Source organism: Burkholderia sp. SRS-W-2-2016 (genome assembly GCF_001931485.1).
GTDB lineage: Bacteria > Pseudomonadota > Gammaproteobacteria > Burkholderiales > Burkholderiaceae > Paraburkholderia.
Genome location: NZ_MSDV01000036.1, coordinates 34503 through 56774, shown reverse-complemented (window position 1 = coordinate 56774; position 22272 = coordinate 34503). Strand labels below are relative to the sequence as shown.

Genomic DNA, 22272 nt, shown 5'->3' with positions numbered 1-22272 from the left:
TTGAATAAGAACGTAGCGGCCGGTTCGACGCAAACCGTGGGGCAGACGTCGGCGCCGGACGCGAAAGGCGATATTTTACCCGAAGTCCGGGCGTCGCCGCGCAGGTGCCAACGAACCTTCCGGATTCGGCAGCGGCGCGTGTTGGCGCTACCATACGCGTCTTCGGCCGCAGTCTTTTGCGCCAGTCACCAGTTTTCTAGCTAGCCGGGTTTCATCGTGGATCACCTCCATCACTCTTCCGACCCCGCCGTTGCCGATCTGCGCGGCGGCTTCACGTCGACGCGCTTCGTGCTCGTCGAGCCCAGTCACCCGGGCAATGTCGGCGCCGCCGCGCGCGCGCTGAAAACCATGGGCTTCGCGCGGCTCGTGCTGGTGTCGCCGCGCGTGCCGAACGTGCAGAACGATCCCGAGGCGATCGCGATGGCGAGCGGCGCCGACGACGTGCTCGCGTCCGCGCACGTCGTGCCGACGCTCGCCGATGCGCTGACCGGCGTGCACTGGTCGATCGCGCTGACCGCGCGGCTGCGCGAATACGGGCCGCCGCAATGGACGCCGCGCGCGGCCGCCGCGGTCGCGCACCAGCAGGCGGTGCACGGCGAGATAGCGCTGGTGTTCGGCAACGAGCGCACCGGACTGTCGAACGACGACGTCGAGCGTTGCAGCGCGATCGCGCATATCCCCGCCAATCCGGCCTATAGCTCGCTCAATCTCGCGCAGGCGGTGCAGGTGCTCGCGTACGAATTGCGGACCGCGTATCTCGGTGCCGATGAGGCGGGCGACGCGTCCACGGCCGCGCGGCCGGGCGCCGGTTCTGGTACAGGTGCGGGTGCGGGTACAAACGCACACCCAGGTGCAGGGCAGCCCGAATCCGCCGGCGCACGCGCGCAGATGGCGGCCAGCGACGAAATCGAAAGCATGTTCGCGCATCTGCAAAGCGCGCTCGTCGCGCTCGAGTTTCTCGACCCGGACAATCCTAAGAAGCTGATGTCGCGGCTGCGGCGGCTGTTCGCGCGCTCGGGTCTGGAGCGCGAAGAGGTCAACATCGTGCGCGGGATCGCCAAGCACATCCTGCTGAAGACGAAGCGCGACGACTGAGCGACGCGCATCGATCGAGCGTGATGTGTGGGGAGTGCGGGGAGTGCGGGGAGTGCGGGGAGCAGGGGGAGCGCGGTACCGGATAAACGGGATAACCGAACAACCGGACACGCTGCCGGCGGCCAGCGAGGCCAGCGCGCCCCGCCGGTGACAACCTTGCCGGCGGCGGGGGCTTCCCGCAGCTTGCGCGCAATCGACCTACAATCCACCAGGCATTCGAAGCTAAGCTGCTGCCGTGCTAAGCGGCCGCGCTGCGTTCATCCAGCGCGCGAAATGCCCATGTAAAAACACCGCGGCGTGCACGAGCGGCGTGCGCTATCCAGGCACGCCGAACCGCGCCAACGGTTTCCGTCCCTACACAAAACCAGTCCCTGCCATGTTCACGAGACTTCGCGAAGATATCGCCACGATCCGCGAGCGCGATCCCGCCGCCCGCAGCGCATGGGAAGTGCTCACCTGTTATCCGGGGCTGCACGCGCTGGTGCTGCATCGTGTCGCGCATGCGTGCTGGCGGGCCAGACGTCGCTGGCTCGCGCGTTTCGTATCGCAGATGGCGCGCTTCATGACCGGCATCGAGATCCATCCGGGCGCGACGCTCGGCAGGCGCGTGTTTATCGATCACGGAATGGGCGTCGTGATCGGCGAGACCGCGCAGGTCGGCGACGACTGCACGATCTACCAGGGCGTGACCCTTGGTGGTACCTCGCTCACGCGCGGCGCGAAACGCCATCCGACGCTCGAGCGTGGCGTGATCGTCGGCGCGGGCGCGAAGGTGCTCGGCGGCTTCACCGTTGGCGCCGACGCGAAGATCGGCTCGAACGCGGTCGTGACCAAGCCGGTGCCGGCGCGTGGCACTGCGGTCGGCAATCCGGCGCGGATCATCGTGCCGGCCGCGGCGGCGGTTGCCGCGAGCGGCGCCACTGCGAACGGGCAAGCGGGCGGCGCGGCCGCGAGTTCGGCCAACCACGCAGCCAACCACGCAGCCAGCCAGGACGCCGCGCGCGACGCCAAACGCGCGGCCGAAGCCAGCGCGTTCTGCGCATACGGCATCACGCCGAATGCGGACGATCCGGTATCGCTCGCGATTCACGGCCTGATCGATCACGCGGCCACCCAGACGCGGCGCATCGATGAAATCGTCGTCGCGCTCGAGCGGCTCGGCACCAGCCTCGAAGGTCTGCAGGGCGCGGATGCGGCGCTGCTCGACCTGCGCCGTCTGTCCGCGGCAATCGCGGGCAAGGCGGAAGCCGTGACGGCGGACGCCAGATCGTGAAGCAGGGTGAGGTGAAGCGCAGGTGAAGTGAGGTGAGAAGCGCTGACGCGCGGCGCATGCTGCCGCGTCAGGCGTCAATCGAGTGTCAATCCAGCGGCAACGCGCGAATCCCGTCGGCATCGACTTTCAGATAGCCGCCACGGCGCTGGCCGTGATCGAGATCCCAGTCCGGCAATACCCAACGCGTGCCGCCCGGCTCGCGATGCCGCGCTGGCAGATGCGTATGCCCGTGAATGATCGTCGCCGCCTTCGATTTGCGGAACAGCGCGGCGACGCCTTTGGCGGTCACATCGTACTTGGCCGACATCGGTCGCATGCGGCCGTGCTCGCTATTGGCGCGCATATTCTCGGCGAGCCGGCGCCGCCAGCGAAACGGCCACGCGAGAAACAGCAACTGCGCAAACGGATTGCGCGCGAACTTGCGGAATAGTTGATAGCCGCGATCGGCGGTGCACAGTGCATCGCCGTGCGCGAGCGCGATGCGCGTGCCGAATGCGGTGATCACGAACGGATCGGGCAGCCAGATCGCGCCGGCCGCTTTCATGAAGCGCCGGCCGAGCAGGAAGTCGCGATTGCCGTGCATGATGTAGAGCGCGATGCCGCGCTCGGACAGCGTATGCAGCAGCGCGGTGATGCGCGCGACGAACGGCTCGCCGAGCATGTCGTCGCCGACCCAGTACTCGAACAGATCGCCGAGGATGAACACCGAATCGGCCGCCTCGGCAGTGACGCGGACGAAGTGCTCGAACGCGGCGACCGTGTGCGGAATCGCGTCGCTCAGATGCAGATCGGAGAGAAAGAAAAACGGGCGTGCGGCGTGCGGGCGTGGGCCCTCGCCTGGCACGCCCGCGGCGACGCTTCGCAGCGGCGTCTCTTGCAGCATTGAAGGTGCCTGATATCAGTTCAAACGGGTCGACGTTGCGCGGTGCGCTTAGCCGACGACGACAGCCTTCTCGATCACGACGTCGTCGACCGGCACGTCCTGATGGAAGCCCTTCGAACCGGTCTTGACCTTCTTGATCTTCTCGACGATGTCCATCCCTTCGACGACCTTGCCGAACACCGCGTAGCCCCAGCCCTGCGGCGTCGGCGACGAGTGGTTCAGGAAGTCGTTGTCGTTCACGTTGATGAAGAATTGCGCGGTCGCCGAATGCGGGTCGTTGGTGCGCGCCATCGCGATCGAGCCGGTTTCGTTCTTCAGGCCGTTGTTCGCTTCGTTGGTGATCGGCTCGGCCGTCGGCTTCTGCTTCATGCCGGGTTCGAAGCCGCCGCCCTGGATCATGAAGCCGTCGATCACGCGGTGGAACACCGTGTTGTCATAGTGACCGGCCTTCACGTAGTTGAGGAAGTTCTCGACCGACTTCGGCGCCTTCGCAGCGTCCAGTTCGAGTTTGATGACGCCGTGGTTCGTATGCAGTTCAACCATGATGGAATCCTTTGATGAACAGGTGGATAAAAGGCGCGGCGCGCCGTCATGGGTTGACGGCAGGCCGCGCCGGGGCGTGGGTTGCGCGCGCGTACCGGTGAGGTGCGCGAGCCGCGCTGGTTGTTTTTCGTCGCACGCGTATTTAACCGCGTGCGTGGCTTTGCCGATGCGCGGTTACTTGCTCACCACCGTCGCCGACTGGATCACGATCGGCTTTTGCGGCACATCGCTCATCGCGCCGCGCACGGTGGTCGGGGTCGCCTCGATACGCTTGACGACGTCCATGCCGCTCGTCACTTTGCCGAACACCGCGTAGCCGTTGCCGTCGGGCTTCGGATAGTCGAGATTGGCGTTGTCGACGGTGTTGATGAAGAACTGCGCGGTGGCCGAATCCGGATCGCTGGTGCGGGCCATCGCGATCGTGCCCGCGGTGTTCTTCAGACCACTACGGCTCTCGAGCGGAATCGGCGCGCGCGTCGGCTTCTCGGCGAAGCTCTGCGTATAGCCGCCGCCCTGAATCATGAAGCCCGGAATCACCCGATGAAAGATCGTACCGCTGTACTGTCCGGCCTTCACGTAGTCGAGGAAGTTCGCGACAGTTTTTGGCGCTTTCTCGGGATAAAGCTCGACGCGAATGTCACCTTCGGACGTCTTGAGCAGCACCTGCGGATGAGCAGCCTGCGAGCCGGCCTGCGCAAAAGCCGGCGCGGTTGCGATCAGGGCGGCGCTGCCGAGCGCCAACATCAACCATTTCATGAAGATCCTCGGGGTGGAAAAATCTGCGGTGGGCAGTGTGGCGCAGCGTTAGCGCGACGGCGCGACGTACGGCGGCATCGCCAGCGAGCCGTTGGCGCCGCCGAACTGGAAGCTCGGGGTTTCCGGCAGCGTCGAAGACGTGGTGCCGCGCGCGCTGGTCTCGCCGGGTTGCACGGCGGCCGGTTGCGCGGCTTTGCGCGCGGGCGCCGGCGAAACGATCTTCTGGATATCCGCGAGACGCTGGGTGGTCGTCGCGCTCGCTTTACCCGTGCCTTGCGCGCGCCGATACGCTTCATTGGCCATGCGCAGATAGACGTCGCCGAGGTTCTCGTATGCGAGGCCGTAGTTCGGGTTGACCTGCAACGCGGTTTCGAGCGCGGCGCGCGCGTCGGTCAGGCGGCCATGCTTTGCATACAGCGTCGCGAGGTTGTTGTACGGTTCGGGCAACTCGGGGTAGAGCTGCGTGAGTTCGGTGAACGCGGCGATCGCTTCGTCGTCACGGCCGAGGTGAGCGAGCACGGTGCCGCGCTTGAATTTGGCTTGGGCGTCGTGCGGGTTCGACGCGATGCGCGCATCGAGCTGGGTCAGCGCGGCCTGCCAGTTTCTCTGCGCGATCGACGCGTCGACTTCGGGAGTGTTATCGCGCACCGCCGGGCCTTGCGGCATCACCGCGGCCTTCTGCGCATAAGCGCCGGCGACCGGTACCACGGCCAGCGCGGCGGCCACGGTGACACGCCACGCGAAAGTGCGCGCCGCTTCGAAAACAACGCCGCCGAGACGGCTTCCAACGAGGCCGCCAACGAGGCCTTCAGGCGCAGTCGCGGCGAGGGTCGCAGCGCTGCGTGCGCGGCCGCTGGAGTGTTTCATAGGCTTAGGTCTGGGTGTTATACTCCGAGCCATTCTAACAAAAGGTCTGCGCGTTCCGTCGAACCGCCGACTGTCTTTTCGCCACTCGTGGCCGTCTCCGCCTGGTTCGCCGTTTCGTCTGCAGCCTGATCGCCGCACGAGGTGCGCCGGTTTCAGCTGTCGGCGACGCACCCGCTGTTCTGTTCGTCGCGGGTCGCGGCGCGCATGAAGCACAATGCGGACTTCTTTGGGCCCACGCACCGTTCTCTATGGAATCTCTGCGCATCTACAACACGCTCGCGCGTGACAAGCAAACTTTCGTGCCGCTGCAGGAAGGCGTCGTACGAATGTACGTCTGCGGGATGACCGTGTACGACTATTGTCACGTTGGCCACGCGCGGGTGATGGTCGTGTTCGACATCGTGCAGCGCTGGTTGCGCACGCTCGGCTACAACGTGACCTACGTGCGCAACATTACCGACATCGACGACAAGATCATCCGTCGCGCGGTCGAGAACGGCGAGACCATCAAGTCGCTGACCGATCGCTTCATCGCCGCGTTGCATGAAGACGCGGACGCGCTCGGCATCGCGCGTCCGGACATCGAGCCGCGCGCGACCGACTTCATTCCGCAGATGCTCGGCATGATCGAGGCACTCGAGAACAACGGCTACGCGTATCAGGCGAGCGACGGCGACGTCAACTACGCGGTGCGCAAGTTCGCCGGCTACGGCAAGCTCTCGGGCAAGTCGCTCGAAGACCTGCGCGCGGGCGAGCGCGTCGCGGCCAACGACGCGAAGCAGGACCCGCTCGACTTCGTGTTGTGGAAGCAGGCCAAACCGGAGGAACCCGCTGACACCGGTTGGGATTCGAAGTACGGGCGCGGGCGTCCGGGATGGCATATCGAGTGCTCGGCGATGGGCTGCACGCTGCTCGGCGAGCAGTTCGACATTCATGGCGGCGGCCAGGACCTGCAGTTTCCGCACCATGAAAACGAGATCGCGCAGAGCGAGGCCGCGACCGGTCAGACCTTCGTGAATTACTGGATGCACAACGGCTACGTGCAGATCGACAACGAAAAGATGTCGAAGTCGTTGAATAATTTTTTCACGATTCGCGAAGTGCTCGCGCAGTACGATGCGGAGGTCGTGCGTTTCTTCATCGCGCGCGCGCATTACCGTTCGCCGCTGAATTACAGCGACGTGCATATCGACGACGCGCGCAACGCACTGACGCGTTTGTACACGGCGTTGAAAGACGTGACGCCGGATACGAGCGAGCTCGACTGGAACGAAGCGTACGCGCAGCGTTTCCAGGCGGCGATGAACGACGACTTCAATACGCCAGCGGCCGTGTCGGTGCTGTTCGAACTGGCCACCGAAGTGAACCGCACGCGCGACCCCGCGCTGGCCCGTCAATTGCGCGCGCTTGGCGCGGTGCTCGGGCTGCTTGGACGCGAGCCGCGTGCATACCTGCAGCAGGCGGCGGGTGCTGCAGCCGAAGGCGCGCTGGATGCCGCCGCGATCGAAGTGAAGATCGCCGCGCGCGTCGCCGCCAAACAGGCAAAGGACTATGCGGCAGCAGACCGGATCCGGGCCGAATTGCTCGAAGCCGGTGTTGCCCTCGAAGACAAACCCGGCGGGTTGACCGAGTGGCGGCGCGTGTGAGCGCACCTCGTACTTCCCTCTGATCGACTCGCCAGGCAGGAGGCAGGATGGCAACGGCCACGAAGACGCCGGCTAAACGCGCGACGTCTCAAACCAGTGCGGCAGCCGCAGCGTCGGCTGCCGCGGCTAAGTCGACGCGTGCGTCGACTCGCGCGGGCAGCGCGGTAGAGAAAGCGTCGTCGAAAGCGGGTGGGGCGGCGAAAGCCGGTGCCGCCGCGGCGAAGAAAAGCGCGGCCAAACGCTCGCTGAACGGCGCGGGCGGCGACGCCGCGCACGCGCCCACCACGAAGCGCGCGAAGTCCGCGACGAGCGCGGTGGCGGGCAAGAGCAATGGCGCCACGCCTCCCAAACCCGCGGCCAAACCCGCGGTGAAACTCGCGAGCGAACTGGCCGGCGAAGTCCAGGAACTCGCGCGCGACACCAACGCGGGCGAGGTCGTGCGCAAGACGCGCGTGTCGGCCACCGCGGCGAGCGCGGCCAGCGCGAGCGGTGAAGCGGCCGGCGCCAGCGCGCTCGCGAGCGAAGTCGCGGTGCCGGTGCAGATCGGCGGTCTCGCGCCGGAAGTCACGCGTCCCGCGTACTGGGACAAGGCATGCGCGGACCTCGTCAAGCGCGATCGTATTCTGAAGAAACTGATTCCGAAATTCGGCCCCGTGCATCTGCTGAGCCGCGGCGACCCGTTCGTCACGCTCGCGCGCTCGGTGGTCGGTCAGCAGATTTCGGTCGCCTCCGCGCAGGCGGTGTGGGCGCGGGTCGAAGCCGCGTGTCCGAAGCTGGTGCCGCAGCAGTTCATCAAGCTCGGTCTCGAGAAGCTGACCGCCTGCGGTCTGTCCAAACGTAAGGCCGAATACGTGCTCGATCTCGCGCGCCATTTCGTGTCGGGCGCGTTGCACGTCGGCAAGTGGACGTCGATGGACGACGAGGCGGTGATCGCCGAACTCACGCAGATTCGCGGCATCGGCCGCTGGACCGCGGAGATGTTCCTGATCTTCAATCTGTCGCGTCCGGATGTGCTGCCGCTCGACGACCTCGGCCTGATCCGCGCGATCAGCGTCAACTATTTCAGCGGCGAACCCGTCACGCGCAGTGAAGCGCGCGAGGTCGCGGCAAACTGGGAGCCGTGGCGCACCGTCGCGACCTGGTATATGTGGCGTAGTCTCGATCCGTTGCCGGGCGACTACTGAAGAACAGGAAAACGAGGCCGTTTCGAAAAACTATCGTTTGTTTATGGTTGATAGTTGAGAAAAGGTTTTGACATCGGCGCGCGCGGTTAGAATACGCGCTGCCCGGTAAGTCCAAGGATTACAACCAATGAAGACCACGTTTCTGGATTTCGAACAGCCGATCGCTGAACTCGAAGCGAAGATCGAAGAATTGCGCTTCGTGCAGGACGATTCGGCCGTCGATATTTCGGAAGAAATCGAGCGGCTGTCGAAGAAGAGCCAGCAGCTCACCAAAGATCTGTACGCGAACCTCTCACCGTGGCAGGTTTCGCAAATCGCCCGTCATCCGCAGCGTCCGTACACGTTCGACTACGTGAACGAGCTGTTCACCGATTTCCACGAATTGCATGGCGACCGCAGCTTCGCGGACGACCAGTCGATCGTCGGCGGCCTCGCGCGTTTTAACGGCCAGGCGTGCATGGTGATCGGCCATCAGAAGGGCCGCGACACCAAGGAGCGCGCGATGCGCAACTTCGGCATGCCGCGTCCGGAAGGCTATCGCAAGGCCGAGCGCCTGATGCGTCTGGCCGAGAAGTTCGGTCTGCCGATCTTCACGTTCATCGACACGCCGGGCGCGTATCCCGGCATCGGCGCGGAAGAGCGCGGCCAGTCGGAGGCGATCGGCCGCAATCTGTACGTGATGGCCGAACTGAAGACGCCGCTGATCGCGACGATCATCGGCGAAGGCGGTTCGGGCGGCGCGCTCGCGATCGCGGTGGCCGACACCGTGCTGATGCTGCAGTTCTCGACCTATTCGGTGATCTCGCCGGAAGGCTGCGCGTCGATTCTGTGGAAGAGCGCCGCGAAGGCGCCGGAAGCGGCGGAAGCGCTTGGCCTGACCGCGCATCGCCTGAAGGCGCTCGGTCTGATCGACAAGATCGTCAACGAGCCGCTCGGCGGCGCGCACCGCGATCCGAAGGGTATGGCCGCGATGCTGCGTCGCGCGCTCGCCGATTCGCTGCGCCAGTTCCAGGGCATGGGCACCAACGACCTGCGCGAACGCCGTTTCGAACGGCTGATGGCGTACGGCAAATTCAAGGAAACGACGCCGGGCGCATAAGCCCGCGCGCGTTGGCCTGTCTCTTTGGTCCACCAGCGCTTGCCGCGCTAAACCCGTGACCTCCACCGCCGACTCGTCCGCCGAGCGCCTCGTTTTCGAGGCGCTCGGCGTTGCGCTATCCGCGCTCGACGCACGCGCTCCGCACGCGCGGATCGCGATCGCGTTCAGCGGCGGCGTCGATTCGAGCGTGCTGCTCGATGCGGCGGTGCGCGTCGCGGGTTCCGCGCGCGTGGTCGCGCTGCATGTGCATCACGGTTTGAGTCCGCATGCCGATGCGTGGCTCGCGCATTGCGACGCGTTCGCGCGCGAGCGCGGCGTCGCGTTCGACGCACGGCGCGTGGAAGTGGCGCGCGCGAGCGGCGTGAGTGTCGAGGCGGCCGCGCGCGACGCGCGTTATCGCGCGCTCGATGCGATGTGCGACGCGCACGGCATTCGCACGCTGTGGCTCGCGCAGCACGCGGACGATCAGGCCGAGACCGTGCTGCTGCAGTTGTTGCGCGGCGCGGGACTGGCGGGGCTGGCGGCGATGGCGCCGGAGTTTCTCGCCGCCGGCGCGTCGGCGACCCGGGTGCGGCCGCTGCTGCATCTGTTGCGCGCGCAACTGGATCACTATGCGAGCGCGCGGCAGTTGCACTGGATCGACGACGAGTCGAACGCGGACACCCGCTATGCGCGCAATGCGCTGCGCCATCAGGTGATGCCGGCGCTCGCGGTGCACTTTCCCGGTTTTCGCGACGCGCTCGCGCGCACTGCCGCGCATGCGGCGTCGGCGCAGCGTCTGCTCGACACGCTCGCGCGCGCCGATCTGCACGACGCGGCGCGCGATGAAGGCCGAGCGCTCGACGCATCGGCATTGCTCGCACTCGACGACGATCGCGCGCTGAACCTGCTGCGTTACTGGATGCGCACGCTGGGTTTCGTCGCGGCATCGAGCGCGCGTGTCGCCGACGCGCTGCGGCAGTTGCGCGAGGTCGGCGCGGGGCAGGACGGTCATCGCCTGCGCATCGATCATGCGGGACACGCGCTGCGCAGCTATCGCGGGCTGATCTATTGGGAGGCCGGCGACAGCAGCGAGCCCGCCGACGAAACCGCGCTCGTCGAACGCGAAATCAGCGAGCTCGTGTGGCGGGGCGAAGCGGTGTGGCGTTTGCCGCAGTGGCGCGGCACGTTCGTGTTCGAGGTGATGCAAGCGGGTGGTGTGAACGATGCGACGCAGCCGGCAGCCGTGGCTGAGGCGGCCGACCTGATCCCGCTCAGCGTGCTGCAACGCGCGCCGCTCACCGCGCGCGCGCGCCGCGGCGGCGAACGGATGCGAACCGCTTCGCCAAATGCGCCGAGCCGCACGTTGAAGAATCTGTTCCAGGAGCGCGCGATTCCCGCATGGAAGCGCGACGTGCCGTTGCTCTATGCCGGCGACGCGTTGCTGTTCGTTCCGCTGATCGGCGTGAATCGTGCGAGCGTGCCCGAGTCGGCGTCGAGCGGTGACGCTTGCGTGAGGATCGTCTGGCGCGAAGACCTGCTGATCGCCTGACCGGCCGGTCGGACAGTCGGGCAGCACCTGCCCGCAAGTACAGAAATCACGAAATAGGGCACAAATCAGCGGAAAAACTGGCCTTTGCCAGCCCGATTTGACGCAATTGAACGCTCGCCGCGACTTGTCTTTTTTCGCCTAATCAGGTACTTTAGCTCGTTTGCCCGACCCGATTTCGTCATCGCTTTTGCCGCACTCGGTCGTGATGCCGGTTTGCGAGCGTGATCCGTCGTTGCCGTTGAATTCCGACCTGCCATCAAGCGATCTCATCCCGGGCAAATCCGCGCGTGCTGCACGCGCGCTGCATTTACGCCGCCACACACTTCGCCGCCGTTCACGAGACGTTGCGCCCCTGTGCTCCCTGTGCGGTTTTCTTCAGCGCGCCAGCGCGGTTTCTCCTTCAGTTCAGAACGACAATGGCACTCATCGTACACAAATACGGCGGCACCTCGATGGGCTCGGTCGAGCGCATCAAGAACGTCGCAAGGCGCGTCGCGAAATGGCACAAGGCTGGCCACAAGATGGTCGTCGTGCCGTCGGCAATGTCCGGCGAAACCAATCGCCTGCTCGGCCTCGCGAAAGAAATCACGACCCAGGCAAGCCCGCGCGAACTCGACATGATCGCCGCGACCGGCGAGCAGGTCAGCTCGGGTCTGCTCGCGATCGCGCTGCAGGAAGCCGGCGTCGACGCGGTCAGCTATGCAGGCTGGCAGGTGCCGGTCAAAACGGATAGCGCGTACACCAAGGCGCGTATCAGCGAAATCGACGGCGAGCGCGTGCTGCGCGACCTCGACGCCGGCAAGGTGGTCGTGATCACCGGCTTCCAGGGCATCGACCCGGACGGCAACATCACGACGCTCGGCCGCGGCGGCTCGGATACGTCGGCGGTCGCGGTCGCGGCCGCGCTGAAGGCCGACGAGTGCCTGATCTATACGGACGTCGACGGTGTCTACACGACCGACCCGCGGGTGGTCGAAGAGGCGCGCCGGCTCGATCGCGTGACGTTCGAAGAAATGCTGGAAATGGCCAGCCTGGGTTCGAAGGTGCTGCAGATCCGCTCGGTGGAATTCGCCGGCAAATATCAGGTGAAGACGCGCGTGCTGTCGAGTCTGACCGATCCGCTGATGTCGCTCGAAGAAGAAATGAAGTCGGGCACCCTGATTACTTTTGAAGAAGACGAGACCATGGAAAAAGCAGTCATCTCGGGCATCGCGTTCCAGCGCGACGAAGCTCGTATCGCCGTGATGGGTGTGCCGGACAAGCCGGGCATCGCGTATCAGATCCTCGGCCCGGTGGCGGACGCGAATATCGACGTCGACATGATCATCCAGAACCAGAGCGTCGAGGGCAAGACGGCGTTCACGTTCACGGTCGGCCGCGGCGACTACACGCGCGCGATGGAAATCCTCACCGGCACGGTGAAGGGCCACGTGCAGGCCGAACAGGTGCTGGGCGATCCGAAGGTGTCGAAGGTGTCGGTGGTCGGCGTCGGTATGCGCTCGCACGTCGGCATCGCGAGCAAGATGTTCCGCACGCTGTCGGAAGAGGGCATCAACATCCAGATGATCTCGACCTCCGAAATCAAGATTTCGGTGCTGATCGACGAGAAGTACATGGAGCTCGCCGTGCGCGCGCTGCATAAGGCGTTCGAACTCGATCAGGCCTAATTTGCCGGATAAGTTGCCGCAATAAGTGGCAGAAAAACGGGGCGCCCTGGGGCGCCCCGTTTGTTTTGCGGCGCGCGTGTGAACGGCCGATGAACTATTTGCGTCGCCAGCGCAGAATTGGCACAAAAAATGTTCGTCAGACATTGACCTTATCGGCTTCGCCCGCTATTATCTTGGCTTCTTCGCACTGACTCCCTGTGCGAAAGAAAGTTTGGGAGACGTGGCCGAGAGGTCGAAGGCACTCCCCTGCTAAGGGAGCATCTGGGCCAAAACCTGGATCGAGGGTTCGAATCCCTCCGTCTCCGCCAGAAGTGGTAGAGAGAACCCCGCAGAGTCTAGGCTCTGCGGGGTTTTTGTTTTTCCGGGCGCGTTCGCGATCTTCCCGCGTTTTTATCCTTCTCGTTGATTCCCTCTGGCTGTCGCCTTGTGCGTGGCGGATCTCTCCGTAGCTTGCCCGCAGTGCTTGCGGCGTTGTGAGTTTGCGCGGGTTCCGGGCCATCGATCCGGCAAGCAGTGCTCGCGCCGCATCCTGGCGATGCGGTGTCCGTGCCGGAGGAGGGGCGGCGCCGTCGCACAGCCCGAGCGAATCGGAGTACGTCCCCGTCCGATATATAGTTCTCCAGATTAAATGGCTCGGCTGTTCGTTCCGGCCGACAGCGATCATTAGCACGCCCGCACCAGCGGCGCGATGAGCGTCGCTTCACTGCGGCCGCCACACTCCCATCCCACTGCACGCTCTGGCACCGGTCAGCGACGCATCGCAGCGTCCCTTCCTCGCGCTCTCAGCGAGAGCCGGGATCGAAACCCGGCCCTTCTCATCCCACGTCCGCTGCCATAACGCTTCCGTCGCATCCGCAAGCATGGCTGCGCGGACTCTCCACTCGCGATTAATTCTTCTTTTGATTGTGGCGCAGCGCTATGTCGTTTTAATACAAGATGGAAATAAATTTCAGCAATGCATTGCAATTATTTCGAGATAATGTATGCATTAAGTATGAATAAAACTTGTAACACATTGCATCCCTATTGTTCTAATTGTTAATCAAGTATTGACATTCATTAACAATTATTTCGATTTAATCCTATTCAATGAATTGGCGCGCGCCGCCGACAATACGCGCTATTAAAGCTATTAGGGAAGTGGTCACTACGTAGTGCAAATTTCGCACGAAAATTAAAAATTGATCGGCTCTCCTGCTGGTCAAGTGATCTTATCTCAAATTATAGAAATTGGAAAATGTTTTCTATTCGGTTTGCCCGGGTTCTGATGCATGCGATTGCGAGCAATTCGCAATCTCAAAAAAGTCGAAGATCAGTTTTGTTGGGACGTAGTGAGTGATAGGTAACCAGTGTCTGGAGGTGGATTTTGCTTACTAAGATTGCTATCGCCGACAGCAATTCCATTCTGCGAATAGGAATGCGGTGTATTTTCGGAAGGCAGGCTGGCTTGAGGGTAGTGGGGGAGGCGGAAAATTCCACGGCAATCGTGGAATTACTTCGAGAAAGAGAAGTCGACGTGCTGCTCGCCGATTTCGAAATCCCCGGGAAGGTCTATCGGGATGGAAGCTCGCTGATGGCGCTGCTGCGCCGGACCTTTCCCGCCACCAAAGTCATCTTCGTCACCACCCTTACTAACCCTCTGCTGCTGAGCGCGGTCGTTAAATCGCGGGCTCATGGCGTGTTGCTGAAAAACGATTCCCCGGAAGAAGTGGTGAGCGCGGTGCGGTGCGTTTCGCGCGGCCAGTTCTATATAGCGCCGTCGGTACGCCGTATCACCGGCGCCAGCCATTGCGAGGAATCGGATACCAACAGAATGGGGCATCTGTCGGCGCGCGAGGGCGAAGTGCTGCGTCTTTACGTGAGTGGAATGAGTATCAGCGAAATCGCCGCGTTAAGTCATCGGAGTTTGCAAACCGTTAGTACCCAGCGCAAGCAGGGCATGAAAAAGCTAGGGTTTACCAATGACCGCGAGCTGTTCGAATACATGCTGCCGTCGAGAGGTTGATTTTTACGGAATTTTTACGGCTTCATCACGAAGCCGATTTTTTTTACGGAATTTTTACACGAAGACAAGTTGCTAATTAAAAGGGCAACTTTGTCAGATGTATTTAATAGAGTCGTGGTTCCGAACGTTATTAAAAATAGTAGTAAGTCGACGTCGGTAAATTTGGGATATCTCTAAGATTTTGGCTGGCATGACTGATGTCAGCCGAAGTATCAGCGCGCGCTGATTTTGTTTCTCCATCGGTTGGTTTTCGATTCACGAATTATTTAACAGGTAAAAAATGAAACTTGCACGTTCACTCGCATTTGTCGCGGTCGCAGCAGCAGTCGGTATTCCGGCGGCATCGTACGCAGCTGACGGCACGATCACCTTCAACGGCAACATCACCGCGCAGACCTGCACGATCAGCGGCAACGGCGGCGGTCAGGACTTCACGGTGACGCTGCCGACGGTGTCGACCTCGGCACTGGCAGCAGACGGTTCGACGGCCGGCCGCACGCCGTTCAACATCGCGCTGACCAACTGCTCGCCGGATTCGGGCACCGCGCTGACGTACTTCGAACCGGGCGCAACGGTCGACACGGCAACGGGTCGTCTGCTGAACGCAACGGGTAGCGCAAGCAACGTCGAGATCGGCCTGCTGAACCAGGACTACAGCGCGATCCAGCTGGGCGCCGCACAAAGCTCGCAGAACTCGCAGTCGGCCACGATCTCGGCCGGCAGCGCAACGCTCGACTACTTCGCGCAATACGTCGCGACCGGCGGCGCAGCAGGCGCTGGCTCGGTCAACACGACGACGCTCTACTCGATCGTCTATCAGTAAGCAGTACGGAGCAGTCGTAAGCCGTACATGATGTGGTGAGGCAGCGGCCGGGGCCCGATGGGCGCCGGCCGCTGTCCGAAGAATTCAGTGGCATCCCGGCCGGACCGGGGAAGCGGGGCGAGAAGATGGCGGTACGTAAAAATTTGCTGGCGGCAGCGGCCGCCTTGTCGATGTGTGCGGGCATCGCCCACGCGAGTGTCGTCGTCAACGGAACGCGTCTGGTGTACGACGCGAGCGACCGTGAAATTACAGTCAAGCTGAACAACGTCGGCAACGATCCGGCGCTGGTGCAGGTGTGGCTCGATACCGGCAATCCCAAGTCGTTGCCGGACGAAGTGCAGGTGCCGTTCTCGATGTCGCCGCCGCTGTTCCGGCTCGATCCGAAGAAAGGTCAGAGCCTGCGTCTGATCTATACGCAGGATCCGTTGCCGCAGGACAAGGAGTCGCTGTTCTGGCTCAACGTGCTCGAGGTGCCGCCCACTGCCGCGCAGAAAGACGCGGTCGAGCGCAACATGCTGCGCCTCGCATTCCGCTCGCGCATCAAGCTGTTCTTCCGGCCCGACGGACTGCCCGGCCGCGCGGACGAAGCGCCCGCGAAAATCAGCTGGAAGTTCGTGCCGAAAAAAGACGGCGCCGGTTATGTGCTCGAAGCGACCAACCCGACGCCGTATCACGTGACCTTCACGCAGGTCGTCGCGAAAGCGGGCGGCGCGACGTGGACCGACGACAAGGGCGGCATGGTCGACCCCGGCGCGACCCAGGACTACGACGTGGGCAAGGTCGCGTCATTGCCGGCCGCGCCGTTGCAGGTCGACTACAAGTTTCTCAACGATTACGGCGCGGGCACGCCCGGCCAGTACAAGCCGGCGCACGCCGGCGCGGCAGCCGCGCCGGCCGAACCCGCATCGGGCGCGCCGGCCGGGGAGCCGGCCGCGCAGGCGCAGCCTGAAGCGCAGCCCGAATTGCAGCGCGCAGCCCAGCCTTAATCCGGCGCGCCGCTCCAGTCATATCTATCCGGTGCTCCGACCCGTGCGGTCGCGGCACTCGCCCGAGTCATCGCGCGTGACGAGTAGTGCGCGCGTCCAGCGTCTAAAGAACGGTATTCATGCGTATCAGACAACAAAATCAACGGGACCGTTACGCGGGCCGAGCGCCCACTCCGAGGCATAGCCATTTCGTGATCCTAAGCGCGTTGGCCAGCTGGGTTCCGGCTGCCGCACACGCCGATGCGACGATCGCCCAGGTCCAGTTCGACGATCAGTTCCTGATGAAGCCGCGGAACCAGAACGTCGACGTGTCGCGCTTCGAGCACGGCAACCCGGTGGTGCCCGGCGAATACACGGTCGACCTCTACGTGAACGGCAACTGGGTCGGCCACCCGGCGGTGAACTTCCGCACGCCGCAAGGCGCCGACAGCGCGACGCCGTGTTTCGACAAGGCGCTGGTCGGGCGTCTCGGCCTGAATCAGACCAGACTGACGGACAGCGCGCGCGCTGTGCTGGCGGGCGGGGGCGAATGCATGGACCTCGGCGAGATCGTCGAGGGCGCATCGGTGACGTTCGACATGTCCGATCTGCGGCTCGACGTGAGCGTGCCGCAGGCGTCGCTCACGCGCAATCCGCAAGGCTATGTGAGCCCCGAGTTCTGGGACGAGGGGGTGCCGTCCGCGACACTCGCCTATAACTTCAATTCGTTTCGCGTCACCGGCTCCGGTTACGGCAGCACGCAGAGCTATCTCGGCCTGAACAGCGGCATCAATATCGGCAGCTGGCATCTGCGGCAGAATTCCGCGTTCACGTTCCAGTCGCACGGACCGAGTTCGTATCAGAACATCGAGACGTACGTACAGCACGATCTGCCCAGCATCAGCAGTCAGCTGACGCTCGGCGATGCGTTCACCGACGGCGCGGTGTTCGACAGCATCGGCATTCGCGGCGCGCAGATCGGCACCGACGACCGCATGCGGCCCGATTCGCAGCGCGGCTACGCGCCGGTGATTCGCGGCGTCGCGTTGACCAATGCGCGCGTGACGGTGTCGCAGAATGGCAACCGTCTGTACGAAACCACGGTCGCGCCGGGCGCGTTCGAGATCGACGATCTGTACGCGACCGGTTACGGCGGCAACCTGCTGGTGACGGTGACCGAGGCCGACGGCACCCAGCGCAGCTTCACGGTGCCGTATGCGTCGGTCGTGCAGCTGCTGCGCCCGGGCATCTCGCGCTTTAACTTCGCGATCGGCCAGATTCGCGACGCGGAGCTGGACCGTCACCCGAACATCCTGCAGGGCACGTTCCAGTACGGTATCAACAATCTGATCACCGGTTATGCCGGCGTGACCGCCGCGGAGGGTTACGCGGCGGGGCTCATCGGCGCAGCGTTCAATACGCCGATCGGCGCGGTCGCGCTCGACGTCACGCAGGCGAACGCGAGCATTCGTGGCGCCGGCACGACCTCGGGGCAGAGCGTGCGGATCAGCTACAGCAAGCTGCTCGCGGCCACCGATACGAACTTCGCGGTCGCGGCCTATCGCTATTCGTCGAGCGGCTTCTGGGGGCTGCGCGATGCGATGCTCGCCCGCGATGCGGTCTCTCGCGGCCAGTCGGCCAACGCGATCGACCGCCAGCGCAACCAGGTGCAGCTGACGATGAACCAGGGGTTCGGCGACGGCCGCGGCAACGCGTACGTGGTCGGCTCGACGCTCAGCTACTGGAACCGTTCGGGCACGACCACGCAGTTTCAGGTCGGCTACAACAACATCCTGCGCGCGCTCGGCACCAGCTTCAGCTACAACCTGTCGCTGTCGCGCCAGCGCGATACGCTCAGCGGGCAGATGAACAACCAGGTATTCCTGAGCGTTTCGATGCCGCTCGGCAAGTCGCAGCACGCGCCGACGCTCGCCACCAGCTTCGCGCACGACAGCAACACCGGCTGGTCGGAACAGGCGATGCTGACCGGCACCGCGGGCGAGGACAACAACTTCAGCTACGGCGTAACGGCGAACCACTCGCCGGGCTCGACGGTCGGCGGCGTCAACGGCCAGTACCGCAGTCCGTATGCGACCTTCCTCGGCAGCGCCAGCACCGGCTCCGGCTACTCGCAGTTGTCGGGCGGCGTGTCGGGCGCGGTGGTCGCGCATCCGGGCGGTATCACGTTCGCCAACGATCTCGGCGACACGGTCGGGGTGGTCGAAGCGAAGAACGGTTACGGCGCGCGCGTCACCAATTCGACAGGTGTGCGAATCGATCCGCGCGGCTATGCGGTGATTCCGTACCTGATGCCGTACCGGATGAATCTGGTCGACATCGATCCGAAGGGCCTGCCGCTCGACGTCGAGTTCAAATCGACGACCCAGCAGATCACGCCGCGCGCGAACTCGGTCGTGATGATCCATTTCGACACGGTGAGCGGCCGCGCTGCGGTGATCACCGCGCGTCAACCGAACGGCGCGACGTTGCCGTTCGGCGCGAATGTGCTCGACAGCGACGGGCACGACGTCGGCGTGATCGGTCAGGGCAGCCGGATCTTCGTGCGCGGCGTCGCCGACGAAGGCGCGTTGACCGTGAAGTGGGGCGACTCGGCCGACCAGCAGTGTCTGCTGCACTACAAGCTGCCGCCGCGCGACGCCGACAAGGGCATGTTCGCGCACGCCGAGGCGGTTTGCGACGTGGGCGCGGTCGCGCCGGCGACGGGTGTGGTGACGGCGCCCGTGGCGACTCCGGAAACGACACCGGAAGCGACACCGGCCGTAGAGGCGCAGCCGCAAGCGCCGCAGCAACCAGGACAGCCGTCCGGCCAGCAGGCCCAGCCGCAACCTGAACCGGCCGAACAGCAGTCGTTCGCGCCGAGCGCGCAGAACTGGGCGGCCAACACGGCCGCGGCGAACGTCAGCATGGCCGCGCGGATTTCGACCGCGGGGCGCCTGCATGGCGACGGCACCGGGGACGCCTACCTGCATTGAAATCCGCACCGCGAGCGCGGGCGGCACGGCTGCCCGCGCACTCCAGCATCCGATCAACCCTGAAAGGTCCGCTCAATTGAAAGCACGCCATTTTCTGATTGTTTCGCTGCTCGCAGCGTCTGTTCTGCCGGCGCTGTCGGCTCACGCGCAGGTGGTTCGTTCCATCGGCATCGCGCGCAATCCCGCCGCCGCGGCGGCCGAGCGGGCTCACGGCGAGTGGCGCCAGCGCAACCTGAGCGGCGGCAGCGGCGGCGCGGTGAGCGCTGCCGGCACGTCGACGGCGGAGGGCGCCAATAGCAATCCCGCCAACGCGGGCAATGCCGACAATCGCGGCGGCCGCAATGTCGGCTTCGTGCAGCTGCCCGGCGTGCGCTAGGCGCGGGAGCGCCGCGACAGCGCCGGCACTGCGCGCGAGCGCAATGGCGGCGCGTAATTTTTTTGGGCGCCGTCCCGACTGCGACGCGCGTTCTGCTGCAACCGGTCACCGCAAGGAACCTTATGAAACTCATCTCCAGATTTGTCGAGGCGACGCACGTCGTGTCGAAACTGCTGCTATCGGCGTTCGTGCTGATCGGCGCAACCCTGCTGCCGGGCTTGGCGCACGCGCAGTGTTCACTGGGCTCGGGCGGCACGTCCAATTTCATGATCTCGATCCCTTCGCCCGTCACCATTCCGCGCGACGCGCCGGTGGGCAGCGTGATCGGGCAGGGCACCGCGACGGTGGCATTCACCAACGCATCACCGACCGGCGTGTATTGCACGGCCGCGACCTCGTACGTCTATTCGAACCTGCAGGGCGGTAGTTCGTCCGGCTCGAACAACGTGATGCCGATCGGTTCGACCGGTATCGGCTACACGCTGCAGTCGGGCTCGAACTACTATCCGACCGCCACGGGCACGCTGCCGGTAACTTTCTTCCAGCCTGCTTCGTGCGGTCAGACGGCGGGCGGCAAATGCTATGCGTACCTCGGACCGACCGTGACGATGCAACTGATCAAGCTGTCGCCGCTGATCAGCAGTCAGACCATTCCGGCCGGGCAGTATTTCTCGGCGACCGTCGGGGGGCTGGTCGCGGGCACGGTGTCGCTGGCGAACGCGGTGCAGATCGCCAACCAGACCTGCACGGTCACCACGCCTTCGATCTCCGTGCCGCTCGGCAGCGTGCCGATCAGCCAGTTCGGTGGGGTGGGCTCGACCTCCAATACCGTGCCTTTCCAGATCGGGTTGAATTGCGGGGGTGTCGCGACCAGCTATTACGTGACTTTTACGGATAGCAATAATCCTGGGAATAATTCTAATGCGTTGTCGTTGACATCGGATTCCAGCGCGAAAGGCGTCGGCATACAGATCCTGAAAGACGGTAATCCGATTGCTTATGGACCCGATTCATCGGTGGCGGGTAATGTGAATCAGATCTTTCTCGGCACCACCACCGGCACCGACACGGTGTTGACGCTGCCGTTCGGCGGACGTTACGTGAAAACCGACGGCACCATGACGCCCGGCAGCGCCAACGGCGTCGCGACGTTCACGATGTCTTACCAGTAAATATTCGAAGTTCTCAGATTGACGTTATCGCTATTTTTAATTCCATTTTTATTTCAAGATAAATCGGATTTTTTTGATATTTGCGCTGTGTCAAATTTCATTAAGCGTATTGCATAGCTTAATTAATCGGGCATAATTTGCAGGCCGGATTCATGGGGAATTAGTGAATCCGGAAAATCTTTTTATTTGAAAATAGGATATCAAAATGCAACAGATCGATCGTAACGAACTCGCCAAGTCCAACGTCGCAGGCGGCTGCTGCAAGACCAGCTGCGATACCACCACCTGCACGACGGACACGTCGTCGACGGGCGGCACGGGCGGCAACCCGCTGCCGGTGACCAGCGCGTAATAGCCGCTAACCGGTCGTACGCGCGAGGGCGGTCGAACCCGGCCGCCCTCGCGCCGTCTCCGGCCGGGGCTGCCTATGCGCTCACTTTCCTCACGGCTGCGCAGATATCTGCGCTACGCGAAATATCGCGGCCAACGCGCTGTGCTGGCGCGCGTGCCGGCGTCGCTGCTGGAGCCGCTCGCGGTCGCCGGCGAGCTGACCGGCGCTCTGTTCAGCGCGAAGCGGCGCGCAAGCGGCGTGGTGCGCGCGGAACCGGGGCCCGACCTCGTGGATCTCGCGCCGCGCGAAACGCGCCGCGCACGCACGGGTCGCACACTCGAACATCTGATCGACCGGCGTATCTATTTCGGCCGCCACGTGCGCGGCGTCGAGCATTGGCCCGACCTGCAGGCGGTCGCCGCGAAGCTCGCGCAACAGATCGCGCGGCTCAGGCAGACGCATCCCGGCTCTCCGGTGATCGTGTCGCCGTTTCACTACGTGTCGCAGTACGCGAACATTTATGTAATCGACGAATTGCGCGCGCAGCTGGAACTCGGCTCGATCGCGGTCGTGTCGGGGATGCCGCGCAATCTGTACGGCAACGACCAGGCGCAGATTCCGGGCGTGAACGTGCTGTACACGTTCGACGACGACAACCGCGGCGGCCTCGGCCTGCGCGTCGTGCGTTCGCTCAAACGCAACGGTGTGCTGGTGCTGTTCGCCGACGTGCCGCCGTTCACGATGCACCGCTATCCGATGGAGACCGTCGGCGTCGAGATGTTCGGCCGCGGCGCGCGAATTCATCACGGCGTGTTTCGACTGGGCGCGCCGCTGAACGCGTGGCTATTGCCGTTTTATCTGACCTTCGAGCGCGGCCGCTTCGACGCCGAGCTATTCGAGCCGCTGCCGCTGGCGGCGCCAGACGCGCCGCAACGGGTGGCCGACTGCATCGCCACCGCGCTGCGCGCGAATTACGGCCGCTGGCTCGCCGCCGGGCATCCGTCGCTGTACGCGTTCGCCGCGTCCCGTTAGCACGCTGACTACGGCTCGCATTGCCGCGACG

General features: G+C 64.0%; 19 protein-coding genes and 1 tRNA gene. 16 read left to right on the top strand and 4 right to left on the bottom strand.

What is annotated here, in order from left to right; translation table 11 throughout:
• Positions 1-216: 216 nt before the first annotated feature.
• Positions 217-1095, top strand: a complete 879-nt coding sequence (locus tag BTH42_RS16470) for an RNA methyltransferase (RefSeq protein ID WP_075301247.1) — start codon at positions 217-219, stop codon at positions 1093-1095.
• Between the two features lie 376 nt (positions 1096-1471).
• On the top strand, positions 1472-2368 hold the full coding sequence (cysE, locus tag BTH42_RS16465; RefSeq protein ID WP_075301245.1) for a serine O-acetyltransferase: 897 nt from the start codon (positions 1472-1474) through the stop codon (positions 2366-2368).
• Positions 2369-2453: 85 nt separating this feature from the next.
• On the opposite strand, the gene BTH42_RS16460 is transcribed toward cysE, so the two are convergent.
• The 4 genes from BTH42_RS16460 to BTH42_RS16445 form a co-directional block, all read right to left on the bottom strand.
• Entirely contained in the window at positions 2454-3251 is a 798-nt protein-coding gene (locus tag BTH42_RS16460) for a UDP-2,3-diacylglucosamine diphosphatase (RefSeq protein ID WP_075301243.1), read from the bottom strand.
• A 48-nt stretch (positions 3252-3299) separates the two neighbouring features.
• The gene (locus BTH42_RS16455) at positions 3300-3794 is read right to left on the bottom strand and encodes a peptidylprolyl isomerase (RefSeq protein WP_075301241.1); all 495 of its coding nucleotides are present in this window, start codon (positions 3792-3794) and stop codon (positions 3300-3302) included.
• Between the two features lie 174 nt (positions 3795-3968).
• A complete protein-coding gene (locus BTH42_RS16450; protein WP_075301239.1) occupies positions 3969-4550 on the bottom strand; it encodes a peptidylprolyl isomerase in 582 nt (193 codons plus the stop codon).
• Positions 4551-4598: 48 nt separating this feature from the next.
• Entirely contained in the window at positions 4599-5417 is an 819-nt protein-coding gene (locus BTH42_RS16445; protein ID WP_075301237.1) for a tetratricopeptide repeat protein, read from the bottom strand.
• 248 nt (positions 5418-5665) lie between these two features.
• On the opposite strand from BTH42_RS16445, the gene cysS reads away from it, so the two are divergent.
• The 14 genes from cysS (at position 5666) to BTH42_RS16380 (ending at position 22241) form a co-directional block, all read left to right on the top strand.
• Positions 5666-7063, top strand: coding sequence for a cysteine--tRNA ligase (gene cysS, locus BTH42_RS16440; RefSeq protein WP_075301235.1), 1398 nt, complete (start codon positions 5666-5668; stop codon positions 7061-7063).
• A 47-nt stretch (positions 7064-7110) separates the two neighbouring features.
• Positions 7111-8247 (top strand): DNA-3-methyladenine glycosylase, encoded by a 1137-nt coding sequence (locus BTH42_RS16435; protein ID WP_075301233.1) that lies wholly within the window; start codon positions 7111-7113, stop codon positions 8245-8247.
• Between the two features lie 127 nt (positions 8248-8374).
• The gene (locus BTH42_RS16430) at positions 8375-9346 is read left to right on the top strand and encodes an acetyl-CoA carboxylase carboxyltransferase subunit alpha (protein ID WP_075301231.1); all 972 of its coding nucleotides are present in this window, start codon (positions 8375-8377) and stop codon (positions 9344-9346) included.
• A gap of 55 nt (positions 9347-9401) precedes the next feature.
• Positions 9402-10877: a tRNA lysidine(34) synthetase TilS gene (gene tilS / locus BTH42_RS16425; RefSeq protein WP_075301229.1), complete on the top strand. Its 1476-nt coding sequence runs from the start codon at positions 9402-9404 to the stop codon at positions 10875-10877.
• 416 nt (positions 10878-11293) lie between these two features.
• A complete protein-coding gene (locus BTH42_RS16420) occupies positions 11294-12544 on the top strand; it encodes an aspartate kinase (protein WP_075301227.1) in 1251 nt (416 codons plus the stop codon).
• A gap of 214 nt (positions 12545-12758) precedes the next feature.
• Positions 12759-12852, top strand: a tRNA-Ser gene (locus tag BTH42_RS16415).
• A gap of 1058 nt (positions 12853-13910) precedes the next feature.
• On the top strand, positions 13911-14549 hold the full coding sequence (locus BTH42_RS16410) for a response regulator transcription factor (RefSeq protein WP_075301225.1): 639 nt from the start codon (positions 13911-13913) through the stop codon (positions 14547-14549).
• 280 nt (positions 14550-14829) lie between these two features.
• Positions 14830-15372 carry a fimbrial protein gene (locus BTH42_RS16405; RefSeq protein ID WP_075301223.1) on the top strand — a complete coding sequence of 181 codons (543 nt, stop codon included), beginning with the start codon at positions 14830-14832 and terminating at the stop codon, positions 15370-15372.
• A gap of 125 nt (positions 15373-15497) precedes the next feature.
• On the top strand, positions 15498-16358 hold the full coding sequence (locus BTH42_RS16400; RefSeq protein WP_083654831.1) for a molecular chaperone: 861 nt from the start codon (positions 15498-15500) through the stop codon (positions 16356-16358).
• 206 nt (positions 16359-16564) lie between these two features.
• Positions 16565-19330 carry a fimbria/pilus outer membrane usher protein gene (locus BTH42_RS16395; RefSeq protein ID WP_256702065.1) on the top strand — a complete coding sequence of 922 codons (2766 nt, stop codon included), beginning with the start codon at positions 16565-16567 and terminating at the stop codon, positions 19328-19330.
• Between the two features lie 76 nt (positions 19331-19406).
• On the top strand, positions 19407-19706 hold the full coding sequence (locus BTH42_RS16390; RefSeq protein WP_075301221.1) for a hypothetical protein: 300 nt from the start codon (positions 19407-19409) through the stop codon (positions 19704-19706).
• Positions 19707-19828: 122 nt separating this feature from the next.
• On the top strand, positions 19829-20878 hold the full coding sequence (locus BTH42_RS16385) for a fimbrial protein (RefSeq protein ID WP_075301219.1): 1050 nt from the start codon (positions 19829-19831) through the stop codon (positions 20876-20878).
• 205 nt (positions 20879-21083) lie between these two features.
• Positions 21084-21230 (top strand): hypothetical protein, encoded by a 147-nt coding sequence (locus BTH42_RS35480; RefSeq protein ID WP_178392182.1) that lies wholly within the window; start codon positions 21084-21086, stop codon positions 21228-21230.
• Positions 21231-21305: 75 nt separating this feature from the next.
• Positions 21306-22241 carry a hypothetical protein gene (locus tag BTH42_RS16380; RefSeq protein ID WP_075301217.1) on the top strand — a complete coding sequence of 312 codons (936 nt, stop codon included), beginning with the start codon at positions 21306-21308 and terminating at the stop codon, positions 22239-22241.
• Positions 22242-22272: the final 31 nt, after the last annotated feature.

Bases quoted from the DNA above. Each gene is read 5' to 3' on its own strand.
- cysE (WP_075301245.1), top strand. From the start codon at position 1,472: ATGTTCACGAGACTTCGCGAAGATATCGCCACGATCCGCGAGCGCGAT.
- BTH42_RS16460 (WP_075301243.1), bottom strand. From the start codon at position 3,251: ATGCTGCAAGAGACGCCGCTGCGAAGCGTCGCCGCGGGCGTGCCAGGC.
- BTH42_RS16455 (WP_075301241.1), bottom strand. From the start codon at position 3,794: ATGGTTGAACTGCATACGAACCACGGCGTCATCAAACTCGAACTGGAC.
- BTH42_RS16450 (WP_075301239.1), bottom strand. From the start codon at position 4,550: ATGAAATGGTTGATGTTGGCGCTCGGCAGCGCCGCCCTGATCGCAACC.
- BTH42_RS16445 (WP_075301237.1), bottom strand. From the start codon at position 5,417: ATGAAACACTCCAGCGGCCGCGCACGCAGCGCTGCGACCCTCGCCGCG.
- cysS (WP_075301235.1), top strand. From the start codon at position 5,666: ATGGAATCTCTGCGCATCTACAACACGCTCGCGCGTGACAAGCAAACT.
- BTH42_RS16435 (WP_075301233.1), top strand. From the start codon at position 7,111: ATGGCAACGGCCACGAAGACGCCGGCTAAACGCGCGACGTCTCAAACC.
- BTH42_RS16430 (WP_075301231.1), top strand. From the start codon at position 8,375: ATGAAGACCACGTTTCTGGATTTCGAACAGCCGATCGCTGAACTCGAA.
- BTH42_RS16420 (WP_075301227.1), top strand. From the start codon at position 11,294: ATGGCACTCATCGTACACAAATACGGCGGCACCTCGATGGGCTCGGTC.
- BTH42_RS16405 (WP_075301223.1), top strand. From the start codon at position 14,830: ATGAAACTTGCACGTTCACTCGCATTTGTCGCGGTCGCAGCAGCAGTC.
- BTH42_RS16400 (WP_083654831.1), top strand. From the start codon at position 15,498: ATGGCGGTACGTAAAAATTTGCTGGCGGCAGCGGCCGCCTTGTCGATG.
- BTH42_RS16385 (WP_075301219.1), top strand. From the start codon at position 19,829: ATGAAACTCATCTCCAGATTTGTCGAGGCGACGCACGTCGTGTCGAAA.
- BTH42_RS35480 (WP_178392182.1), top strand. From the start codon at position 21,084: ATGCAACAGATCGATCGTAACGAACTCGCCAAGTCCAACGTCGCAGGC.
- BTH42_RS16380 (WP_075301217.1), top strand. From the start codon at position 21,306: ATGCGCTCACTTTCCTCACGGCTGCGCAGATATCTGCGCTACGCGAAA.